This window comes from Parabacteroides hominis (assembly GCF_014287585.1).
GTDB lineage: Bacteria > Bacteroidota > Bacteroidia > Bacteroidales > Tannerellaceae > Parabacteroides > Parabacteroides hominis.
On sequence record NZ_JACOOJ010000049.1, the window covers coordinates 1 to 16,537 of the forward strand.

Sequence of the window (16,537 nt, forward strand, 5' to 3'; positions counted from 1 at the left end):
GACGGAGAACCCATTACAGAACGAAAATGGCAATTATTACTTATACAACTCGGAAAATTGCGGCATAGAAAAATACTATATCGGGAAAAGGAGGAAACGATATAAAAAGAGGATGTGTCTAGTTTTGACACACCCTCTTTTTTGTTGCCACGATGCCAACTGTGAAGTTTTCTTGCGTTGTGCATGCTGAATAATGTCCTTTCGCAGCATGAAAAGATGATTAGTTGCACTATTTTTCTTTAATCAGCGACGCTAATTATGTAATCGGCGGCGCTGATTTTATAATCACGGCCGCTGATTTTATAATCGTCGACGCCGATTACAGAAATATAGGCATGAAAAGCAGGAATTGTATGTGTATTGGGAATATATATATTGTCTCGTAGATGATGTTTTTTTGTCTTTTTGCGGGAAAAGTCTTTTTTGTAAGTTTGATAATTTCGTAATAAGTTGATTATTAGGCGTCCTTGTAATCTTGAAAGGCGCGCGCGTACGTATGTTTATAGGGGTGAAAACAGGCTAAAACGGGGGTGTAATTAGTTTTATATCAGTAAGATAGGTTCCAAAAACAAAATGACTAAAAAAAACGTACGTTTTTTTTAGTCATTTTTGGAGAGGGTTTGGAAGGTTCGTGATAAAAAGGCGGTTTTTCGTACTTGTTAAGCTATCTAATTGATAAGAAAGAATATAGAAAAAGAAAAATCTTTGAAGAAAGGATTGCAGGTTCAAAAAGTATATGTATTTTTGTAGCTGAAAAATGACTAAAAAAAACGTACGTTTTCATTAGTCATTTTGGTGTACGATCCCAAGAAGGGACTTATAGAACTGAATTTCATTATATATAGTATTATTAATTAAATTATTAGATTATGAACAAGAGATTTTCTACTCTTTTGGCAAGCGTTCTGCTTGCAGTTGGTTCATTTTCGGTAGGTGCACAGACAAATGTATCTTCATTAATCTTAGGAGATAATGAAGGTCTTTATCAGTTGAAATCTGATGATGCATATCTTGCAATCGAAAATGACTCGTTGAAATTGATGACAGCGGCTAATGCTGATTCATTAATCTTGAACACTTTGTGGTGTGTGAATGTACAACAGTACAATCAAGGTCAGGCTATCAAGTTTGAGTTTAGAAACAAAGCTACTGGCCAGACTCTGGAAGTTTCTGAAGATTATCTGGAAGGTCTTCCTGCAGGTGGCACTACTGCTGATCTGGAAGTTGGCGGTGCTATTGGTGGATGGGCATTCTCAAATACACTTAAACCTTTGCAAGCAACAAGACCTCTTTATTACTATTTCAGTACAGACTCTGTTGTAACTTTGGATAAAGCTACAAATATAGATGAGGATGGAAATACTTATCTGAAGTTGACAAAACGTGTTGCTGAGGCTGCTAATACTTACTCTGGTGCAAATCTTTTTACTTTGGTTGAAGCTAAAGCTTTGACTCTGACTGCTGCACAGATCAACACGATCTTAGGCACTCAGGAAGATGTAACAGCAGGCGTTAAATTGACTTTTGACAAAGATAAGAATAACACTACACTGAAAAACTATTTCTCAGATGATGCTAAATTCGTCGCTGATACTACAATGACCGGAACTCAAGTAGATGACTTCGTTCGTATCATGACAGGAAAGAAGAGTGATAGTACTTATGTTTACGTCGATACTGCTTATGTAAACGATAACGGTGAAAAATTCTTAGGTTTTACGACAAAACAGTTTACTTCTGCTAAGTTGAATGGTAAGACACTTAATGACACATTAGGAGTTATTAATGATCAGTCTAAGTTCTTGTTCACATATTGGCCTTCTATTGATAGCTTGGTTATCCAAGTTAAGCAAGCTACTTATTTGAATGGAAACAAATACTTTAGCGAAAGTTTGAATACTCCGACTTCTGGTGATACAACCGCTATTGTTTCTAATGCTGACAAGAAGAACTACGTAACAGTTCAGGATTTGGTTTCTGCAGACGAAATTCGTATCGTAACAATCTATGGTGAGAAAGAAACCGAAATCAGTTTCGGTATCACAGGTTGTGGTGATCCTGTTGGAACAAACAAGACAACTTTAGAAGAAGGCTTGTATTTGATTAAGAATAAGGCTGGTAAATATTTGGCTATGCCGATCCACGAAGACTCTACTTATCATTGGGTTTCTGTAGAAGCAAATGTTCAGCCGTGGGATATGCCTTCATTCCAGTGGGTAATTGAAAAGAATCGTAAGAATAGCGATGTTTCTCCTATCTCTATCATCAACCGTGAATTCGGTGCTAATAAGGGTACTGTTACTTCTGCTTTGCAGTTGTATAACGATGCTGATGCAACAATCTTAGGTGAAGCTGTAGAAGTTTTAGCTAAGACTGTAGGCGAAGCTGATGTTGAAAATGCTGGTTTCCAGAAAGCTGATAGTGCAATCATGAGTGATGCGTATAGAGGTTATCGCTATTTGGATAACGATTCTCTGCTTGTAACGACTTATAAGTTGCAATATTGGACTTCATTCGCATCTGAAGATCTGTATATGGGTGCAATGAAGGTTGGTGACTCTGTTATCTATGTAGGTGCAAAAGACAATTATGTATTGGCTCCGACAGGAAATGAAGCTGCATTCGGTTACAAGGGTAACGTAACTGGTCTGTCTGAACTGAAACGTCAAGCTTATACGATGAAGTCCAAAGGTAGTGACAAGATGGTTGTTGAAGCTGGTGAAAACAGAATCGCTGTTTCTGACGCTACTGCTGCTCAGGTTGCTAATTTCTTCTTCAAGGCTAATAATAATGTAGAAGGTAAGATTTATTATGCTCTGATTGATACGGCATTTAATGAAGCTCCGGATTCACTGCGTAAAGTCGGTGTTGATGAAAACAATAAATATCTGAAGAGACAAGTAATGACTGAAACCCGTACATCTGCATTCTCTGTAGAAGTTGATGATGCTCCTGTTTATCGTCGTTTCAACTCTTTGACTCTGGAAGGAAATGAAGGTGATGCAGCCGATACATTGCGTTTCGTAGAAAAATATCGTGGTGAAATGTTGCAGATGGAAGCTAACAAGAACTTTATGATCGACGGTATCGATTTCTTAGGCATCGACGCTGTGAACAAAGGTGAAGGTAAATCTTTCTATGTTGATACTGCTTGGGTTGGCCGTGGTTTAGGTTATATCAAACCTCAGTATTTGGTTTCTATTGACCGTGTTGCTGCAGAAAACGATTCGATCCGTGTTAAATGTCCGATCTGTGCTACTCTGGGTGATGCTGCTCCTGATCATTGTATCCATGATACTTGGATTCCTGTTGCAGGTTATGAAAGAGGTAAATATTTGGTTAACTTCGTTGATTCTGCAAATGTTACTACCACTTCCGGCTCTCATCCTTATACATGGGGTATGTATAACCGTGCCGGCTTCGTTGATGCTCTTCATGTAGGTGATAGCTTGTATCTGTTGCTTGATCAGTTTGCCGGTCTGAAAACTAAAGACATCGATGTTACAGCAATTGCAAAAGCGGATAGCATCTCTAAAATAACTGCTACTGACAGAAATGGCAATGGCCGTTACATCAAAAACTTGCGTGGTGATGAACATAAAGCTTACACTTGGTCGTTCCGTTTCGTGGATACAGAAGTTGCTGGTAACGAAGTTGAGACTGATCGTGCATTCTTGTTCGAATCTCTGCCTTTTGTAAATGGTACAACATTTACACTTGCAAATCAGAAAATCCAGCCGTCTTATGCTTCTTGGTTAAAGATGCAGAATGGTTGCTTGGTAATGTCTGATCCTGCTGAATCATTCTTTAATGATGCTAAGACTGGTGGTGACGATGCTTTGATCTTCACAATCGAAGAAGGTTCTATCGATGATATCGCTACAGACAACGAAGTGATCACAACTTCTGAAGTAACTGTTATTGCTGGCGAAGGCCAGGTAACGATCGCTGGTGCTCAGGGCAAGAAAGTAGTTATCACTAATATCTTAGGCCAGACAGTAGCCAACACAGTTATCACTTCCGACAATGCTGTAATTGCTGCTCCTCAGGGTGTAATTGTAGTTGCTGTTGAAGGTGAAGAAGCTGTTAAAGCTATCGTTAAGTAATTAAGGTTATTATGTAGGGGCGGGGCTTGCTTCGCCTCTCTTAAATAATATAATTCTAAAATTTACCGTGCGCCCCGTAGAGATGCACGACTGTGCATCTCTACAATGGCAATTATCCCGTGACGGGTGAACAAGCGGTAGATATTAATACTAAAGTAAAAATTTAAAAAAGTTCATCTGCCATTATCCCTGTGAAGAGAAAACGCAGACACAAAATGAAGCCTCTCCGGTAGCAATATCGGGGAGGCTTTTTGTTTCGTATTTAAAATTTGGCACACACATAAATGATGATTCATATGTGAGCTAACAGACAAAGCTGTACCTTATGTCGTAGCCTCTCTTTTGCCGTCTGCTTCAGCAGACGGATAGATGATTGTTCCGGCTTTGCCGGTTCTTCTGTGGGTTTTAACCCCTTTAAATATAATCCATAAAAGGGGCTAAAGCCCACAGAGGAAGAGGCTTAGCCTCCAGGCCTTTTGAACCGACTGCTGAAGCAGACGGCAAAAGAGAGCTTGCGACACAATGCGCAGCCTTGTCTGTTTGCTCACCCATAAATCATTATTTATCGGTTCAAATATTGGCAGAAATGAATCACTTATACAAGGAAATATTTTGGTGCGGTTATCCTGTATTTGTATTCTATTTTTCTATTCCCAAAGAAAAAAATTGTACTTTTGTGAGCTACATTAATAAAGATCGAACAATGGGTAACGATGAAATGAAACAAATCTGGAAAGTGCCTGAGCCGACTCTTAGGAGGCTGCCGTGGTATCTTGCCTTTTTGAAACTGATGAAAGGAAGAGGGGAGACTTTTGTATCATCTACTCAGATTGCCAAAGAAATTAATGTGGACCCCAGTCAGGTGGCGAAAGACCTCTCCTTTGTGAATATTTCAGGGAAGACACGTGTCGGCTATGAGATCAGTACGCTGGTGGACGTGTTGGAAGATTTCTTAGGCTTTACGGCGCAGCATAAAGCATTCCTGTTCGGTGTAGGTAGCTTGGGTGCTGCCTTGTTGCAGGATTCCGGTCTGAAACAGTACGGATTGGAGATTGTCGGAGGCTTCGATGTCCGCCGCGAATTGGCCGGAACCGAGATCAACGGAATACCGGTCTACCACATGGACGATTTTCCTGCCAAGCAGAAGGAATACGGAGCGACGATCGGCGTGATCACGGTCCCGGTCGACAAGGCGCAGGAAGTGACTGAACTGATTATCGCCGGAGGGATCAAGGCTTTGTGGAACTTTACCCCGTTCCGCATCCGTGTGCCGGAAGATATCGTAGTGCAAAATACCTCTATGTACGCTCACCTTGCCGTGATGTTCAACCGCTTGAATTCAATCAATCACTGACATATGAAAATAATAGCCGTAGGAATGAATTATGCCGCCCACAATAAAGAGCTGCATCATTCGTTAGAATTATCGGAGCCTACTATCTTTATGAAGTCCGACTCTTCGTTGCTGAAGGACGGCAAACCGTTCTTTATCCCTGATTTCTCTTCGGAGATCCATTACGAAACGGAGATCGTCGTGAAGATAGACCGGCTGGGAAAAAACATAGCCGAACGTTTCGCCCATCGTTACTATAACGAGGTGACGGTTGGAATTGACTTTACAGCCCGCGACTTGCAAAACAAGCTGCGTGCGCAAGGTCTGCCTTGGGAAATCAGCAAGGCGTTCGATAACTCGGCTGTTCTTGGGACATTCGTCCCGGTAGAACGCGTGGGAGATGTGAACCGCATCCCTTTCCACCTGGATATTAATGGAAAGACCGTCCAGGAAGGAAACACGCAGGACATGCTTTTCCCGGTCGACAAGATCATAGCCTATGTGAGCCGTTTCTTTACGTTGAAGATAGGCGATCTGATCTATACCGGAACCCCGGTAGGCGTGGGGCCGGTCAAGATAGACGACCACTTGCAGGGATATATCGGCGAGCAGAAGCTGCTGGATTTCTTTGTGAGATAACACGGAAAAAGAACGTATGAAGAGAATCTTATGTGCCTTGTTGCTTGTATTCGCTCTGCTCACTTCTGCTTGGGCGGATGGTAGCCGATATGCCTCCGAGTCGGTGTTGAACTCCGGGAAATGGGTGAAGATACAGGTGGCGGAAGATGGTATTTACAAACTGACGGCTGCCGACCTGAAGAAGATGGGCTTTTCCAGCTTGGAAAAGGTCGCCGTTTATGGGTACGGAGGTTGGCCGTTGGATGAAGATTTCTCTACTACTTATATCGATGATGTTCCTGAGGTAGCCGTGTGGAGAAACGCGGATTATCTGTTGTTTTATGGGAAGGGGCCGCGCAAATGGGAATATTCCTCTTCTGATAAAGCCTTTATCCACACCAACAATCCTTATTCCAATTATGGATATTATTTCGTGACCGAAAAAGAAACGGCCGGGCGGACGATGGAAAAGGCTGCATCCGCCGATGGAGCTACCCTGCAGGTGACGACTTTCGATGACTATGTTTTGCACGAAGAAGATTGGGTATCGGTGAACAGTTCCGGGCGTGAACTGTATGGAGAATCGTTTACATCTACTTTATCCCGTGATTTTACAATCTCGATTCCGGGTATTACGAACGATGAGGGAAAGGCCACCCTGTCTTTTATCTCCCGCGGCAACGGAACGATCACCATGAATGTCGATGGTAATTCTTTAATATCCGGTTCTGTGTCTGTCCCGTCGGACGAATACGAAGTGGCACGGGAGTTGTATCGTGAAAGAGCTTGGACGGCAGATAAAGGTGAAACTGTAAAGGTCAACATCGGATACAGTACGACCGGACACAAGAATGTGCACTTGAACTATTTCCGCCTTCAGATGAAGAGGCAATTGAAAGTATATGATAATTATACATTCTTCCGCAGCCTCTCGGCAATAGGTAATGCCTCCCGCTTTGTGATTCAGGGAGCAGATGCCAATACACTGGTTTTTGATGTGACCGACGGGATAAATCCGCAACAGATGGAGACGTCTCTGAACGGGACGGACCTGTCTTTTTCTATTCCGGCCTCCGCTTCCTTGAGGGAGTTCGTGGCTGTAAAGCCTTCGCAGATTAAAGCTCCCGTGACAGTCGGCGAGGTGGCGAACCAGAATCTGCATGCCCTGCCACAGCAAGATATGATCATAATTGCCCAGCCTAATTTCACCACACAGGCGGAACGTTTGGCGGAAGCGCATCGGACAAAGGATAACCTGACGATTCAGGTCGTGGCGCCGGAAGCGATTTATAACGAGTTTTCAAGCGGTACGCCGGATGCAACCGCTTATCGCCGTTTTATGAAAATGTTCTACGACCGGCAGACTTCGGAAGCCGATGCTCCCAAGTATTTACTGTTGTTCGGCGATGGCTCGTACGACAACCGTAAACTGACTTCCGCCTGGAAATCGGTGGATATGAGCAATATGTTGTTGACGTATCAGACGGAAGAGTCGTTGAACAAGTTTTCCTATGTGATAGATGATTATTTTGGATTCCTTGAGGATGAGGATAGCAGTAATAGTCAAAAGAATTATGAAGATAAAATCCCCTATAAGAAAGTAAATATCGGTATTGGACGTTTCCCTATCCGTACGTTAGATCAGGCAACCAAAGTTGTAGATAAGGTTATCAATTACATGGACAACAAGGAGACCGGTATTTGGAAAAACAATCTTTGTTTTATGGCGGATGATGGAAGTAATAGTGATAGTTTCTCTCAGGGACATATGATCCAAGCTGATACGCTGACGGACTATCTGGCTGCCGACCATCCTGAATTCCTTGTGAATAAACTATACTTCGATGCTTATAAGAAAGATGTAACGGGGGGACAGAACGGATACCCCGATGTTCGTTCTAATTTGCAAAAGTTACTGAAAGATGGCTTGCTCCTGGTTAATTATACGGGACATGGCGGAACGACAGCCCTGAGCGACGAAAAGGTTTTGACGCAGACTGATATCACTCAGTTCTCTTATCCCCGTTTACCCGTGTGGATCACGGCGACTTGCGATTTTACTCGTTTCGACGATCTGAACACTTCTGCCGGTGAAGATTTGTTTTTGAATGCAAAAAGTGGTGGTATTGCTTTGTTTACGACTGTACGTGTAGCCTACATTCCTTATAATGCATATATAAACAGTCGTTTGATCCGTAATATGTTTGAAAAGAAAAATGGAAAACGTTTGACGTTGGGAGAAATCATTAAAGAAACAAAATGTGATTTGATTAATTCTTCGGCTGCTCGTTATAAGTTAGGTTTCTGTCTGATCGGTGACCCTGCTATGAAACTGAACTATCCGGAGTACCGTATGCAGGTAACGTCTGTTAATGGAAAGTCCGTGGATGGAGATGCTATCCCGTTTAAAGCTTTGGAAAAAATAACTGTTGAAGGGCAGGTGTTGAATCCGGCCGGAACATTAGCTACGGACTTTACCGGTATCGTGAATCCTACAGTGAAAGATAGTAAAGTCACTGTAACCTGCTTGAATAATAATAAGACCGATGATAAAGCTTTCACCTTCACCGATTATCCGAATACGATTTTTATCGGGAATGACTCCGTACGCAACGGTAAGTTCAGCTTTACTTTTACAGTCCCGAAGGATATTTCCTACTCCAATTTGCAGGGGAAAATGAACCTGTATGCCGTTGATACGGAAAATGGCAATGAGGCACAGGGTAATTTCGACAATTTCATTGTCGGAGGAACTTCCGACACGGCAGAAACCGATACGATCGGGCCGGAGATCCGTGCCCTTTATCTGAATGATACAACGTTTGTCGATGGCGGCCTGGTGAACACGACTCCCTATTTTGTCGCCAAATTATGGGATAAGAGCGGAGTGAATATCACGGGAAGCAGTGTCGGACACGATATGATGCTGATAATAGATGAATCGACCGTCCTGAGCTATAACCTGAACAGTTATTACGAACTGTTGCCGGGCGAAGATGGGGCCGGTATCGTGAAGTTCCCGATCCCCGCACTTGAGCCGGGCAAACATACGGCGGAGTTCTGGGTGTGGGATATCCTGAATAACTCGACCGTGCGGACATTTACCTTCGAAGTGGTCGAAGGCCTGAAACCATTCCTGTTCGATGTGATCGCAACACCGGGTATCGCCCGCGAGCAGGTGACCTTCCATCTTATGCACAACCGTCCCGAAAGCCGGATGCGGGTGGGCATCATGGTCTACGATCTGGCAGGCCGTCAGCTTTGGAAACATGAAGAAAGCGGAACGTCAGGCCTGTTCGAAAACTATACGGTCTCCTGGGATCTGACATCTGGCGGTGCACGTTTGCGTCCCGGCGTATATATCTATCGGGCAGCCATCAGTACCGATAATTCCAAAGACGCGACAAAAGCAAGAAAGTTCATCATTTTAGGCGAATAAGAAGGAACGCATGAACTCCATCGTGTTTATTGTTGCAGTCAGGATAAAGAAGCCGATAATAACCCAGTCCAGTACCCGGTACATGCGGACCGGCAACCGCGTGTATAACCAGCCCAGCAGGATCGGAACTGCAAACATCCAATGCCCGCCGAACAGGATCGCTTCGTTCATCCCGTAACGGATGATAAAGTGGATTACGAAATCTATACTCAGGAACATAAGCAGCAGTTGTACATATTTGTTTTTCAGGTTGAGCAAGGCCGAAGCTGCGACTAAGAACAGCAGAAACACGATCACGGCATTATTCCAACTGTGCAGGTATTCGCTGGGTCTCAATACGACCTCTTTCCCGACTAACTGCTGTGTGAGAGGCGTGCTTATAATCGTATTGCCCCAGAAATCGACCAGTGCTTGTTTGCCTAATGTCTCGTCGTGTATAAAATATTGTCCGAGTTGCCCGGTCGTTTCGATCGGAGACGGACCTTCCGGGTTGAACAGTTTCGCTTTGAGTGTGTAAAAACCCATGATGACTGCTACGCAAACGACAAATGGCAGCATGACTTTGAATCCCGTCCGTATTTTACGCCAGAGCGGTGCTTTATTCAGGAACAGGGCCATTGCCGGTTTGGCTGCGTTGGTGATTGTGATCCCTCCGCAAAGGAAAGAGAGGAAGAGAACAGTTCGTCCTTTTATATATCCGGTCAGTTTGTATTCCCTGGAAAGCATTAATAGTGAGAAAACGAGCAGGAAAAAAGAGAACGGATAGGTTTCCGTTGTGAACGACAGAACGACAGTCGTGAAGAAGCATCCCGTGAACCCTGTCAGCAACAGTGCCCGGCGGGAAGAAATCTGGACGATCTGTTTCAGATAACGGTAGATCAGGACCAGCCCGCCGGTTATCAACAGGTTCATCAGCATCAGGCAAATAATACCGGAAGTTTTCTCTTTGAACAGGGTTGTCAACAGGATTATCAACAAAGTTTTCAACAAATGGAAGATACCGAAGAAAGGATGGCTGACGTCGAACGCTCCTCCGCGCGTGTGGAGATGGAAGAGATTGTCATAGCCCAAGTAACTACCCGCTCCCCCGTTGGGCACGTCTATCAGTTCCGTATGAAAGAGCATCCGGTAGCCGATACACCCGTAAAGGAGAAAGAAGAAAAGGAAAAGCCCGGCTTCTATCGGGGTCGGTGGAAATAACGTGCGCTTAGTCTCTCGCCACTCGATCCGGAGAGCGCGAAACAGAATAGACAGGCAGGATGGCATCATATATATGTTTATTTATTGTTGAATGGTTTATAATGGGGAACATCTGCGAGGGCGAGCAATTCTTTATCACCGGAACTGTCACCATATACATAAAGAGTCTCGGAGGCGAAATCCGGATATAGCTGGCGGAGCCTGCGGACCTTCTCGCTCCCTTTGCAGTTGGGCGTGGAAAATCGACCGGTCAACCTCTGTCCCCTGACTTCCAGCCCTGTCCCTTCCACAAGCCGGATTCCGACTGTTTGTGCCCAGGGACGTATCCAGTCAGGCACAGACGCGCTGATAATGGCGATCTTGTTTCCTTCTTCCTGATGCCTGCGTATCTCTTCCAAGGCGGCAGGATAAACGAAATCCGGAATACGGGAGGCATATTCGAGGCAAGCCTGATGGAAATCCTCTGTCTTCATTCCCCGCAGGAAAGAGGAGATCACAAGCTCTTTGGCCCGGTGCGTGGGGAGAATGCCTGCCGAGGCCGCTCCCTTCAGCAGGATAATCCAGGGGAGCCGAAGGAAGAAAGCCTTCCGTCCACAAGCCTGAATCAGAAAATCCGGCAGTGAGTCGCGGGAAATGATGGTTCCGTCGAAGTCGAATATTGCGATTGCCATATCAATAAATAAGTAAAGCGAATACGATAAACCAGCCAGCCACGGTCAGCTGCAAAGTACGGTCCTGCAACAGGATATCGGTCGGGTTGCAGTTGCTCTTCTCCACTAAGATGATCTGCAGGTAGCGCATGATGCCTGCCAGCACGAACGGGACCGTGGCATACAGGTATTCGCTGCTCCTCGACATCACTTCGGGCGAAAGCGTATATAATATGTAAGTCACGGCGATGATGGAAGAAAGAAATGACAGGATCACGTTCAGGTAGTCGATCGTATATCCGGTAATATTCTTACGTGAAATCTGTCCGGTTTCCATGAAATTACGCAAATCGTCCCGGCGCTTGGCAAAGGCGAGGAACAGGGAGAGGATGAATGTCATGATAATCAGCCAGTGCGAAAGTTCTATCTCCCCGGCGACAGCTCCCGCTTCGAGCCGGATGATGAAACCGCAGGCGACGATCATGGCATCTATGATCTGTACCTGTTTGAGGTAAAGCGTATATGCTAAGTTCAGGAGGATGTATCCTCCTGACAACAACCAGATCTGGTTGTTACTTGTATGCATGAAGCTGAAACAGAATGCACTCATCCCATATAGCAGGAACATGAAAACGAGGGCTGCCATCGGCGAAACCTTCCGGGATGCGATCGGACGGAACTGTTTGGCCGGATGCAGGCGGTCTTCACCTGCGTCCATCAAGTCGTTGAAAACATATACGCCGCTGGTGAGCAGGCAGAAACCGGCAAACAGGATTGCAACGTTCTGCAACCTGTCCGCGTCCCCTATCTCCTGTGCAAAAAACATGGGAAGGAACAAGATGATGTTTTTTACCCACTGGGAGGGGCGCATCAGGAGGAATAATGCTTTAACTTTGCCTGTCGATTGTATATCTTTCATACTCAAAAGGCAAAAGTAGGAATTTTATTTGAGCATACAATAAAGTTCGGATTATTCAGTTTATAATGGCAGGGGTAGTTTATGAACCATCCCTGTTAAATTGGAAAGTAATTTAAGGATAGATATATGATAAGTAAATTCAGAATCGGTGCACTCGTTATAATACTTAACTTCTTTGCCTCGGTTACGACGACTTGGGGACAGGATAACATATCTTTGCTCCAAATGGCGGTCCCTTCGCTGAATATCGCTCCGGATGCACGAGGCGGCGGTATGGGAGACATGGGTGCGGCAACTTTGCCGGACATCAATTCACAGTATTGGAATGCTGCCAAATATGCTTTTATGGGAAGTAAGGCGGGAGTCAGTTTGTCTTACACACCGTGGTTGCGTAAATTGGTCAACGATGTGGCTTTGGTGAACATGACCGGTTACTACAAATTAGGAAATAGCGATTTGCAGGCTGTCAGCGCATCTTTGCGTTATTTCTCATTAGGTGAAGTTAATATATGGGAAAACATCGGGGATGTCCCTTACGGATTGAACCCGTATGAAATGGCGTTTGACGTGGCTTACAGCCGTAAGCTGTCCGAATCTTATTCAATGGCGGTAACCTTGCGTTACATCCGTTCGGATATGGGGACGGACCAGAATGACGAGAGCAATGCGGGCAATGCTTTTGCTGCCGATATCTCCGGTTACCTGGAAAAATATGTGCTGATGGGAAATGCCGAGGCTTTGTGGAGTTTCGGGTTTAACCTGTCCAATATCGGGAGTAAGATCTCGTATGACGGGGGAAATACGAACCAGTACCTTCCGGCAAAGCTGACTTTAGGAACCGGTTTGCTTTACCCGATCGACGACTACAACCAGATCGGTGTTTATCTGGATCTGAACAAATACATGGTCCCGTATGCTCCGCAAAAGGAAGAAGGAGAGACGGATGCCGACTACCAAGCGCGTGTGGACGACTATAAATCATGGTCGAGCATTTCCGGTATGATGAAGTCTTTTACCGATTCGCCTAACGGTTTGTTGAAAGAGATCATGGTCTCGGTCGGAGCCGAGTATAGCTATAATGAACAATTCTTCGTTCGCGGCGGTTATTTTTACGAGAATGCGAATGTCGGTAACCGTAAATACTTTTCTGTAGGTGCCGGTTTCCGTATGAGCGTGTTCCAGCTGGATGCCGCTTATCTGATCAGTACGGTTCCGCAGAACCCGTTGGACCAGACACTTCGTTTCTCCCTGTCTTTTGATATGGACGGGATTAAGAACTTATTCAGGTGAAAGTTAAAAGTTGAAAGTGATGAAGATACGGGTGGGTTTTGGATATGATGTGCATGCGCTGGTTCCGGAACGTGATTTGTGGCTGGGCGGAGTGAAAATAGAGCATACGATGGGCTTGCAAGGGCACAGCGATGCGGATGTCTTGATTCATGCTATCTGCGACGCCTTGTTAGGTGCAGCCAATATGCGCGATATCGGTTATCATTTTCCCGATACGGCAGGAGAATACAAGGACATTGACAGCAAGATCCTGTTGTTCGATACGATGGAACTGCTCCGTGATGCCGGATATACGCTGGGCAATATAGATGCGACCGTCGCCGCCGAACGTCCCAAACTGAATCCTCATATCCCCGAAATGAAGCGGGTGATGGCCGAAGTCCTCCAAGTGGATGTCGACGATATCTCCATCAAGGCGACGACAACCGAGAAGTTAGGCTTTACCGGGCGGCAGGAAGGAATAGCTGCCTACGCAACGGTACTGATACAGAAATAGCCTGCCGCTTCCGGCTCTTTCCCTCAAATATTTTCAGGAGTTTCCCTTAGGTGAAAATTTATTTTCATGTAAGGAAAACTTTATTTTCATGCCGGAGAAAATAAAGTTTCATTATACTGAAACTTTTACTTCACAGGGAATGGTAAACCAAAACGTACTACCCACACCTTCTTCCGATACTACTCCGATTTCCCCTTTCAGGTAATCGATGATCGTATGGCAAATGGATAAACCGAGTCCCGTTCCCTGGATGAACATGTCGAATTTGGCAAACCGTTCGAACACATGCGGGATGTTCTCTTCTGCAATCCCTTTCCCCGTATCGGAAACATAGAAGCGAAGGCCGCCTTCGATCTCTTCATATCCCATTGTGATGGAACCCTTGAACGTGAATTTGCAGGCGTTTGTCAGGAAATTGGTGACCACCTGCATCAGCCGGTTCTTTTCGGAATGGATAAAACAATTCTTCTCCGGCAGGACGCAGATCAGCTTTACACCCGGCTTGGTTTTATTGCAGAAGACCTGTTCCAGGCGGTTGAACATGCCTGAAACATCTATGTCGCTATAGGTAAAGTCCATCTTGCCCGCCTCGATCTTGGATAGGTCGAGAATGTCGTTGATGAGTTGCAGCAGCAGTTCGTTGTTCGTCTCGATTATCTTGCGGAATTCTTCCCTGTCTTCTTCCTCTATTTCCCCCTGGGCGATGAGGTTGGAGAAGCCGACGATCGCATTGAGGGGTGTCCGTATTTCATGGCTCATATTGGCTAAGAAAGCGGTTTTCAGGAGATTGGCCTCTTCTATCTTCTCTTTTTCCCGTAGTTCTTTTTGTGTTTTCCTTTTCTGGATAAGAAGGCGGATACGCAAAGTGACGATGGAAGCCGACAGGATAAAGATAATAATCCCGCAAATGATCGGGATTTTATACTTTTCGAAGAATGTGGGAGGTTCGTCAAAATACACGGCATTTTTCGGGTAAAAGGAAGGGTTGATGCCATGTGCATACAAATGCTGATAGTTCAAATATGTTTTAGGACTGCCTCCGATCCGGTCGCAAGGGACAAAAGCATCCCCTTCCGCCAGGATTTCCCGTATGGTGGTGATAATCGCATCGTTGAAGTCTTCGATGGAGATATAATGTCCGCCCGCAAAATTCCCGTTCTTGATGTCGAGGTCGACGATCAGATAGACCGGCGTATTGGAGAAGCTGCTCGTCATCTTCTGCACATTGTCCACCAAATAATGGTTTTCCCCTTTTTGAGGGATCGCATACCAGGAGTAGTAGATGATCGCGGCATTCTTATTGTTGTAAGTCGTCAGCGTGTCCAACAGGTTTTCCGTCGAGAGTTTCGGCCACGACAGGACATCCAGTTCAAGATCCGGATACTGTTCTTCCAATACGTTCTGTAGCTCCTGGCACGTGACGAAGCTGATATAACGGTTGTCGCAGATAAAGGCGATTTTCTTCAGTTCGGGTTGTATCTTCCGGATAGTCTCGATCGTCTCCCGGACGTAAAGCGGCTGCCGCAAGGTCGTGACATTATAGCCTTTGATCATTTCTGAAGTGGGGATCATTGCTCCCCGGAATCCGAGATTGCGGTCGACCATCGCTTCTATATTGCGGGGAACCATGCCTTGCGAGTAGCAGATGAGGCTCGGAACGTCTTTCCATTCGTTATCAAAAAGAGGCCGGCTGACGAGCCATGCCGGATCACCGATGCAAATGACGGCTTTCGGGGGAAAAGGATATTGTTGCCGCAAATAATCCACTTTGCAGTTGATTTCGGCCGTATCCTTGATTAGCGGAATCTGCAACTCTTCTCCTTTTACCGGAATCCCGTCATGGGTAAGTGTGGTGCGAATCGCTTCATAGGCCTGATGTGTCCATGTCTCCCTGAAATTGATAGAGTGAAGCACCAATATGTAGTCTTTGGCGCGATCCTGTTGGGCGTGAAGTACCGGACTGCACAATAACAGGATAAAAAATATGATGAGTAGACTGGCTTTATTCATTCCTGATTGAATTAGATGATTAGTGCCCTTGATAATCTCTAAGTATGTACAAAGATATGCAATAATGTCCGTAATCTTGTTTATCCCAGCGTTAATTTGTAGATTTGACCCCATAAAGTAAAGATGAAATATGAAGAGTAACGACTGGAAGGACCGTCTGGGAGTCATGTATTCTACGAACCCGGATTTTCAATATAACACGGAAAACGAAGAGGAAGAAGAAACGCTTCCGAAAGAGAAGCAGCAGTTGCGTATCGCTTTGGATAAGCGGAACAGGGGCGGCAAGGCCGTGACATTGATAACCGGTTTCCGGGGGACGACTGCCGATCTGGAAGCACTTGGGAAGTTCCTGAAAGTAAAATGCGGTGTCGGCGGCTCGGCCAAAGACGGGGAAATCATCGTACAGGGCGACCTGCGTCCTAAAGTGCTGGAAATATTACAAAAAGAAGGCTATGCCAAAAGCCGTATAATCTGAT

Annotated in this window: 11 protein-coding genes; 7 read left to right on the forward strand and 4 right to left on the reverse strand. The window is 45.2% G+C overall.

What is annotated here, in order from left to right; translation table 11 throughout:
• Positions 1-869 precede the first annotated feature (869 nt).
• The 4 genes from H8S65_RS18790 (at position 870) to porU (ending at position 9,496) form a co-directional block, all read left to right on the forward strand.
• Positions 870-4,106, forward strand: a complete 3,237-nt coding sequence (locus H8S65_RS18790; RefSeq protein WP_186931364.1) for a DUF6383 domain-containing protein — start codon at positions 870-872, stop codon at positions 4,104-4,106.
• 703 nt (positions 4,107-4,809) lie between these two features.
• A complete protein-coding gene (locus H8S65_RS18795) occupies positions 4,810-5,460 on the forward strand; it encodes a redox-sensing transcriptional repressor Rex (protein ID WP_186931365.1) in 651 nt (216 codons plus the stop codon).
• Between the two features lie 3 nt (positions 5,461-5,463).
• Positions 5,464-6,078, forward strand: a complete 615-nt coding sequence (locus H8S65_RS18800; protein WP_186931366.1) for a fumarylacetoacetate hydrolase family protein — start codon at positions 5,464-5,466, stop codon at positions 6,076-6,078.
• Positions 6,079-6,094: 16 nt separating this feature from the next.
• A complete protein-coding gene (gene porU / locus H8S65_RS18805; protein ID WP_186931367.1) occupies positions 6,095-9,496 on the forward strand; it encodes a type IX secretion system sortase PorU in 3,402 nt (1,133 codons plus the stop codon).
• On the opposite strand, the gene H8S65_RS18810 is transcribed toward porU, so the two are convergent.
• From H8S65_RS18810 to H8S65_RS18820, 3 genes are read right to left on the reverse strand one after another with little or no spacing between them, the layout of a single operon-like run.
• The gene (locus H8S65_RS18810) at positions 9,485-10,765 is read right to left on the reverse strand and encodes a DUF6080 domain-containing protein (RefSeq protein ID WP_186931368.1); all 1,281 of its coding nucleotides are present in this window, start codon (positions 10,763-10,765) and stop codon (positions 9,485-9,487) included. The genes porU and H8S65_RS18810 overlap by 12 nt on opposite strands.
• Before the next feature lie 8 nt (positions 10,766-10,773).
• Entirely contained in the window at positions 10,774-11,367 is a 594-nt protein-coding gene (locus H8S65_RS18815; protein WP_186931369.1) for an HAD-IB family hydrolase, read from the reverse strand.
• A gap of 1 nt (position 11,368) precedes the next feature.
• Entirely contained in the window at positions 11,369-12,265 is an 897-nt protein-coding gene (locus H8S65_RS18820) for a decaprenyl-phosphate phosphoribosyltransferase (protein WP_186931370.1), read from the reverse strand.
• Positions 12,266-12,391: 126 nt separating this feature from the next.
• Here H8S65_RS18820 and porV point away from each other — a divergent pair, with 126 nt between their 5' ends.
• Positions 12,392-13,555, forward strand: a complete 1,164-nt coding sequence (gene porV, locus H8S65_RS18825; RefSeq protein WP_186931371.1) for a type IX secretion system outer membrane channel protein PorV — start codon at positions 12,392-12,394, stop codon at positions 13,553-13,555.
• A 19-nt stretch (positions 13,556-13,574) separates the two neighbouring features.
• On the forward strand, positions 13,575-14,051 hold the full coding sequence (ispF, locus tag H8S65_RS18830) for a 2-C-methyl-D-erythritol 2,4-cyclodiphosphate synthase (protein ID WP_186931372.1): 477 nt from the start codon (positions 13,575-13,577) through the stop codon (positions 14,049-14,051).
• Between the two features lie 111 nt (positions 14,052-14,162).
• Here ispF and H8S65_RS18835 read toward each other — a convergent pair whose 3' ends face one another.
• A complete protein-coding gene (locus H8S65_RS18835; RefSeq protein ID WP_186931373.1) occupies positions 14,163-16,061 on the reverse strand; it encodes a sensor histidine kinase in 1,899 nt (632 codons plus the stop codon).
• A 130-nt stretch (positions 16,062-16,191) separates the two neighbouring features.
• Between H8S65_RS18835 and H8S65_RS18840 the strand changes: the two genes are divergently transcribed.
• Positions 16,192-16,536: a translation initiation factor gene (locus H8S65_RS18840; protein ID WP_186931374.1), complete on the forward strand. Its 345-nt coding sequence runs from the start codon at positions 16,192-16,194 to the stop codon at positions 16,534-16,536.
• The last annotated feature ends 1 nt before the right edge of the window (position 16,537 follow it).

Coding starts and splice junctions, on each gene's coding strand:
- H8S65_RS18790 (WP_186931364.1), top strand. CDS start 870: ATGAACAAGAGATTTTCTACTCTTTTGGCAAGCGTTCTGCTTGCAGTT.
- H8S65_RS18795 (WP_186931365.1), top strand. CDS start 4,810: ATGGGTAACGATGAAATGAAACAAATCTGGAAAGTGCCTGAGCCGACT.
- H8S65_RS18800 (WP_186931366.1), top strand. CDS start 5,464: ATGAAAATAATAGCCGTAGGAATGAATTATGCCGCCCACAATAAAGAG.
- porU (WP_186931367.1), top strand. CDS start 6,095: ATGAAGAGAATCTTATGTGCCTTGTTGCTTGTATTCGCTCTGCTCACT.
- H8S65_RS18810 (WP_186931368.1), bottom strand. CDS start 10,765: ATGATGCCATCCTGCCTGTCTATTCTGTTTCGCGCTCTCCGGATCGAG.
- H8S65_RS18815 (WP_186931369.1), bottom strand. CDS start 11,367: ATGGCAATCGCAATATTCGACTTCGACGGAACCATCATTTCCCGCGAC.
- H8S65_RS18820 (WP_186931370.1), bottom strand. CDS start 12,265: ATGAAAGATATACAATCGACAGGCAAAGTTAAAGCATTATTCCTCCTG.
- porV (WP_186931371.1), top strand. CDS start 12,392: ATGATAAGTAAATTCAGAATCGGTGCACTCGTTATAATACTTAACTTC.
- ispF (WP_186931372.1), top strand. CDS start 13,575: ATGAAGATACGGGTGGGTTTTGGATATGATGTGCATGCGCTGGTTCCG.
- H8S65_RS18835 (WP_186931373.1), bottom strand. CDS start 16,061: ATGAATAAAGCCAGTCTACTCATCATATTTTTTATCCTGTTATTGTGC.
- H8S65_RS18840 (WP_186931374.1), top strand. CDS start 16,192: ATGAAGAGTAACGACTGGAAGGACCGTCTGGGAGTCATGTATTCTACG.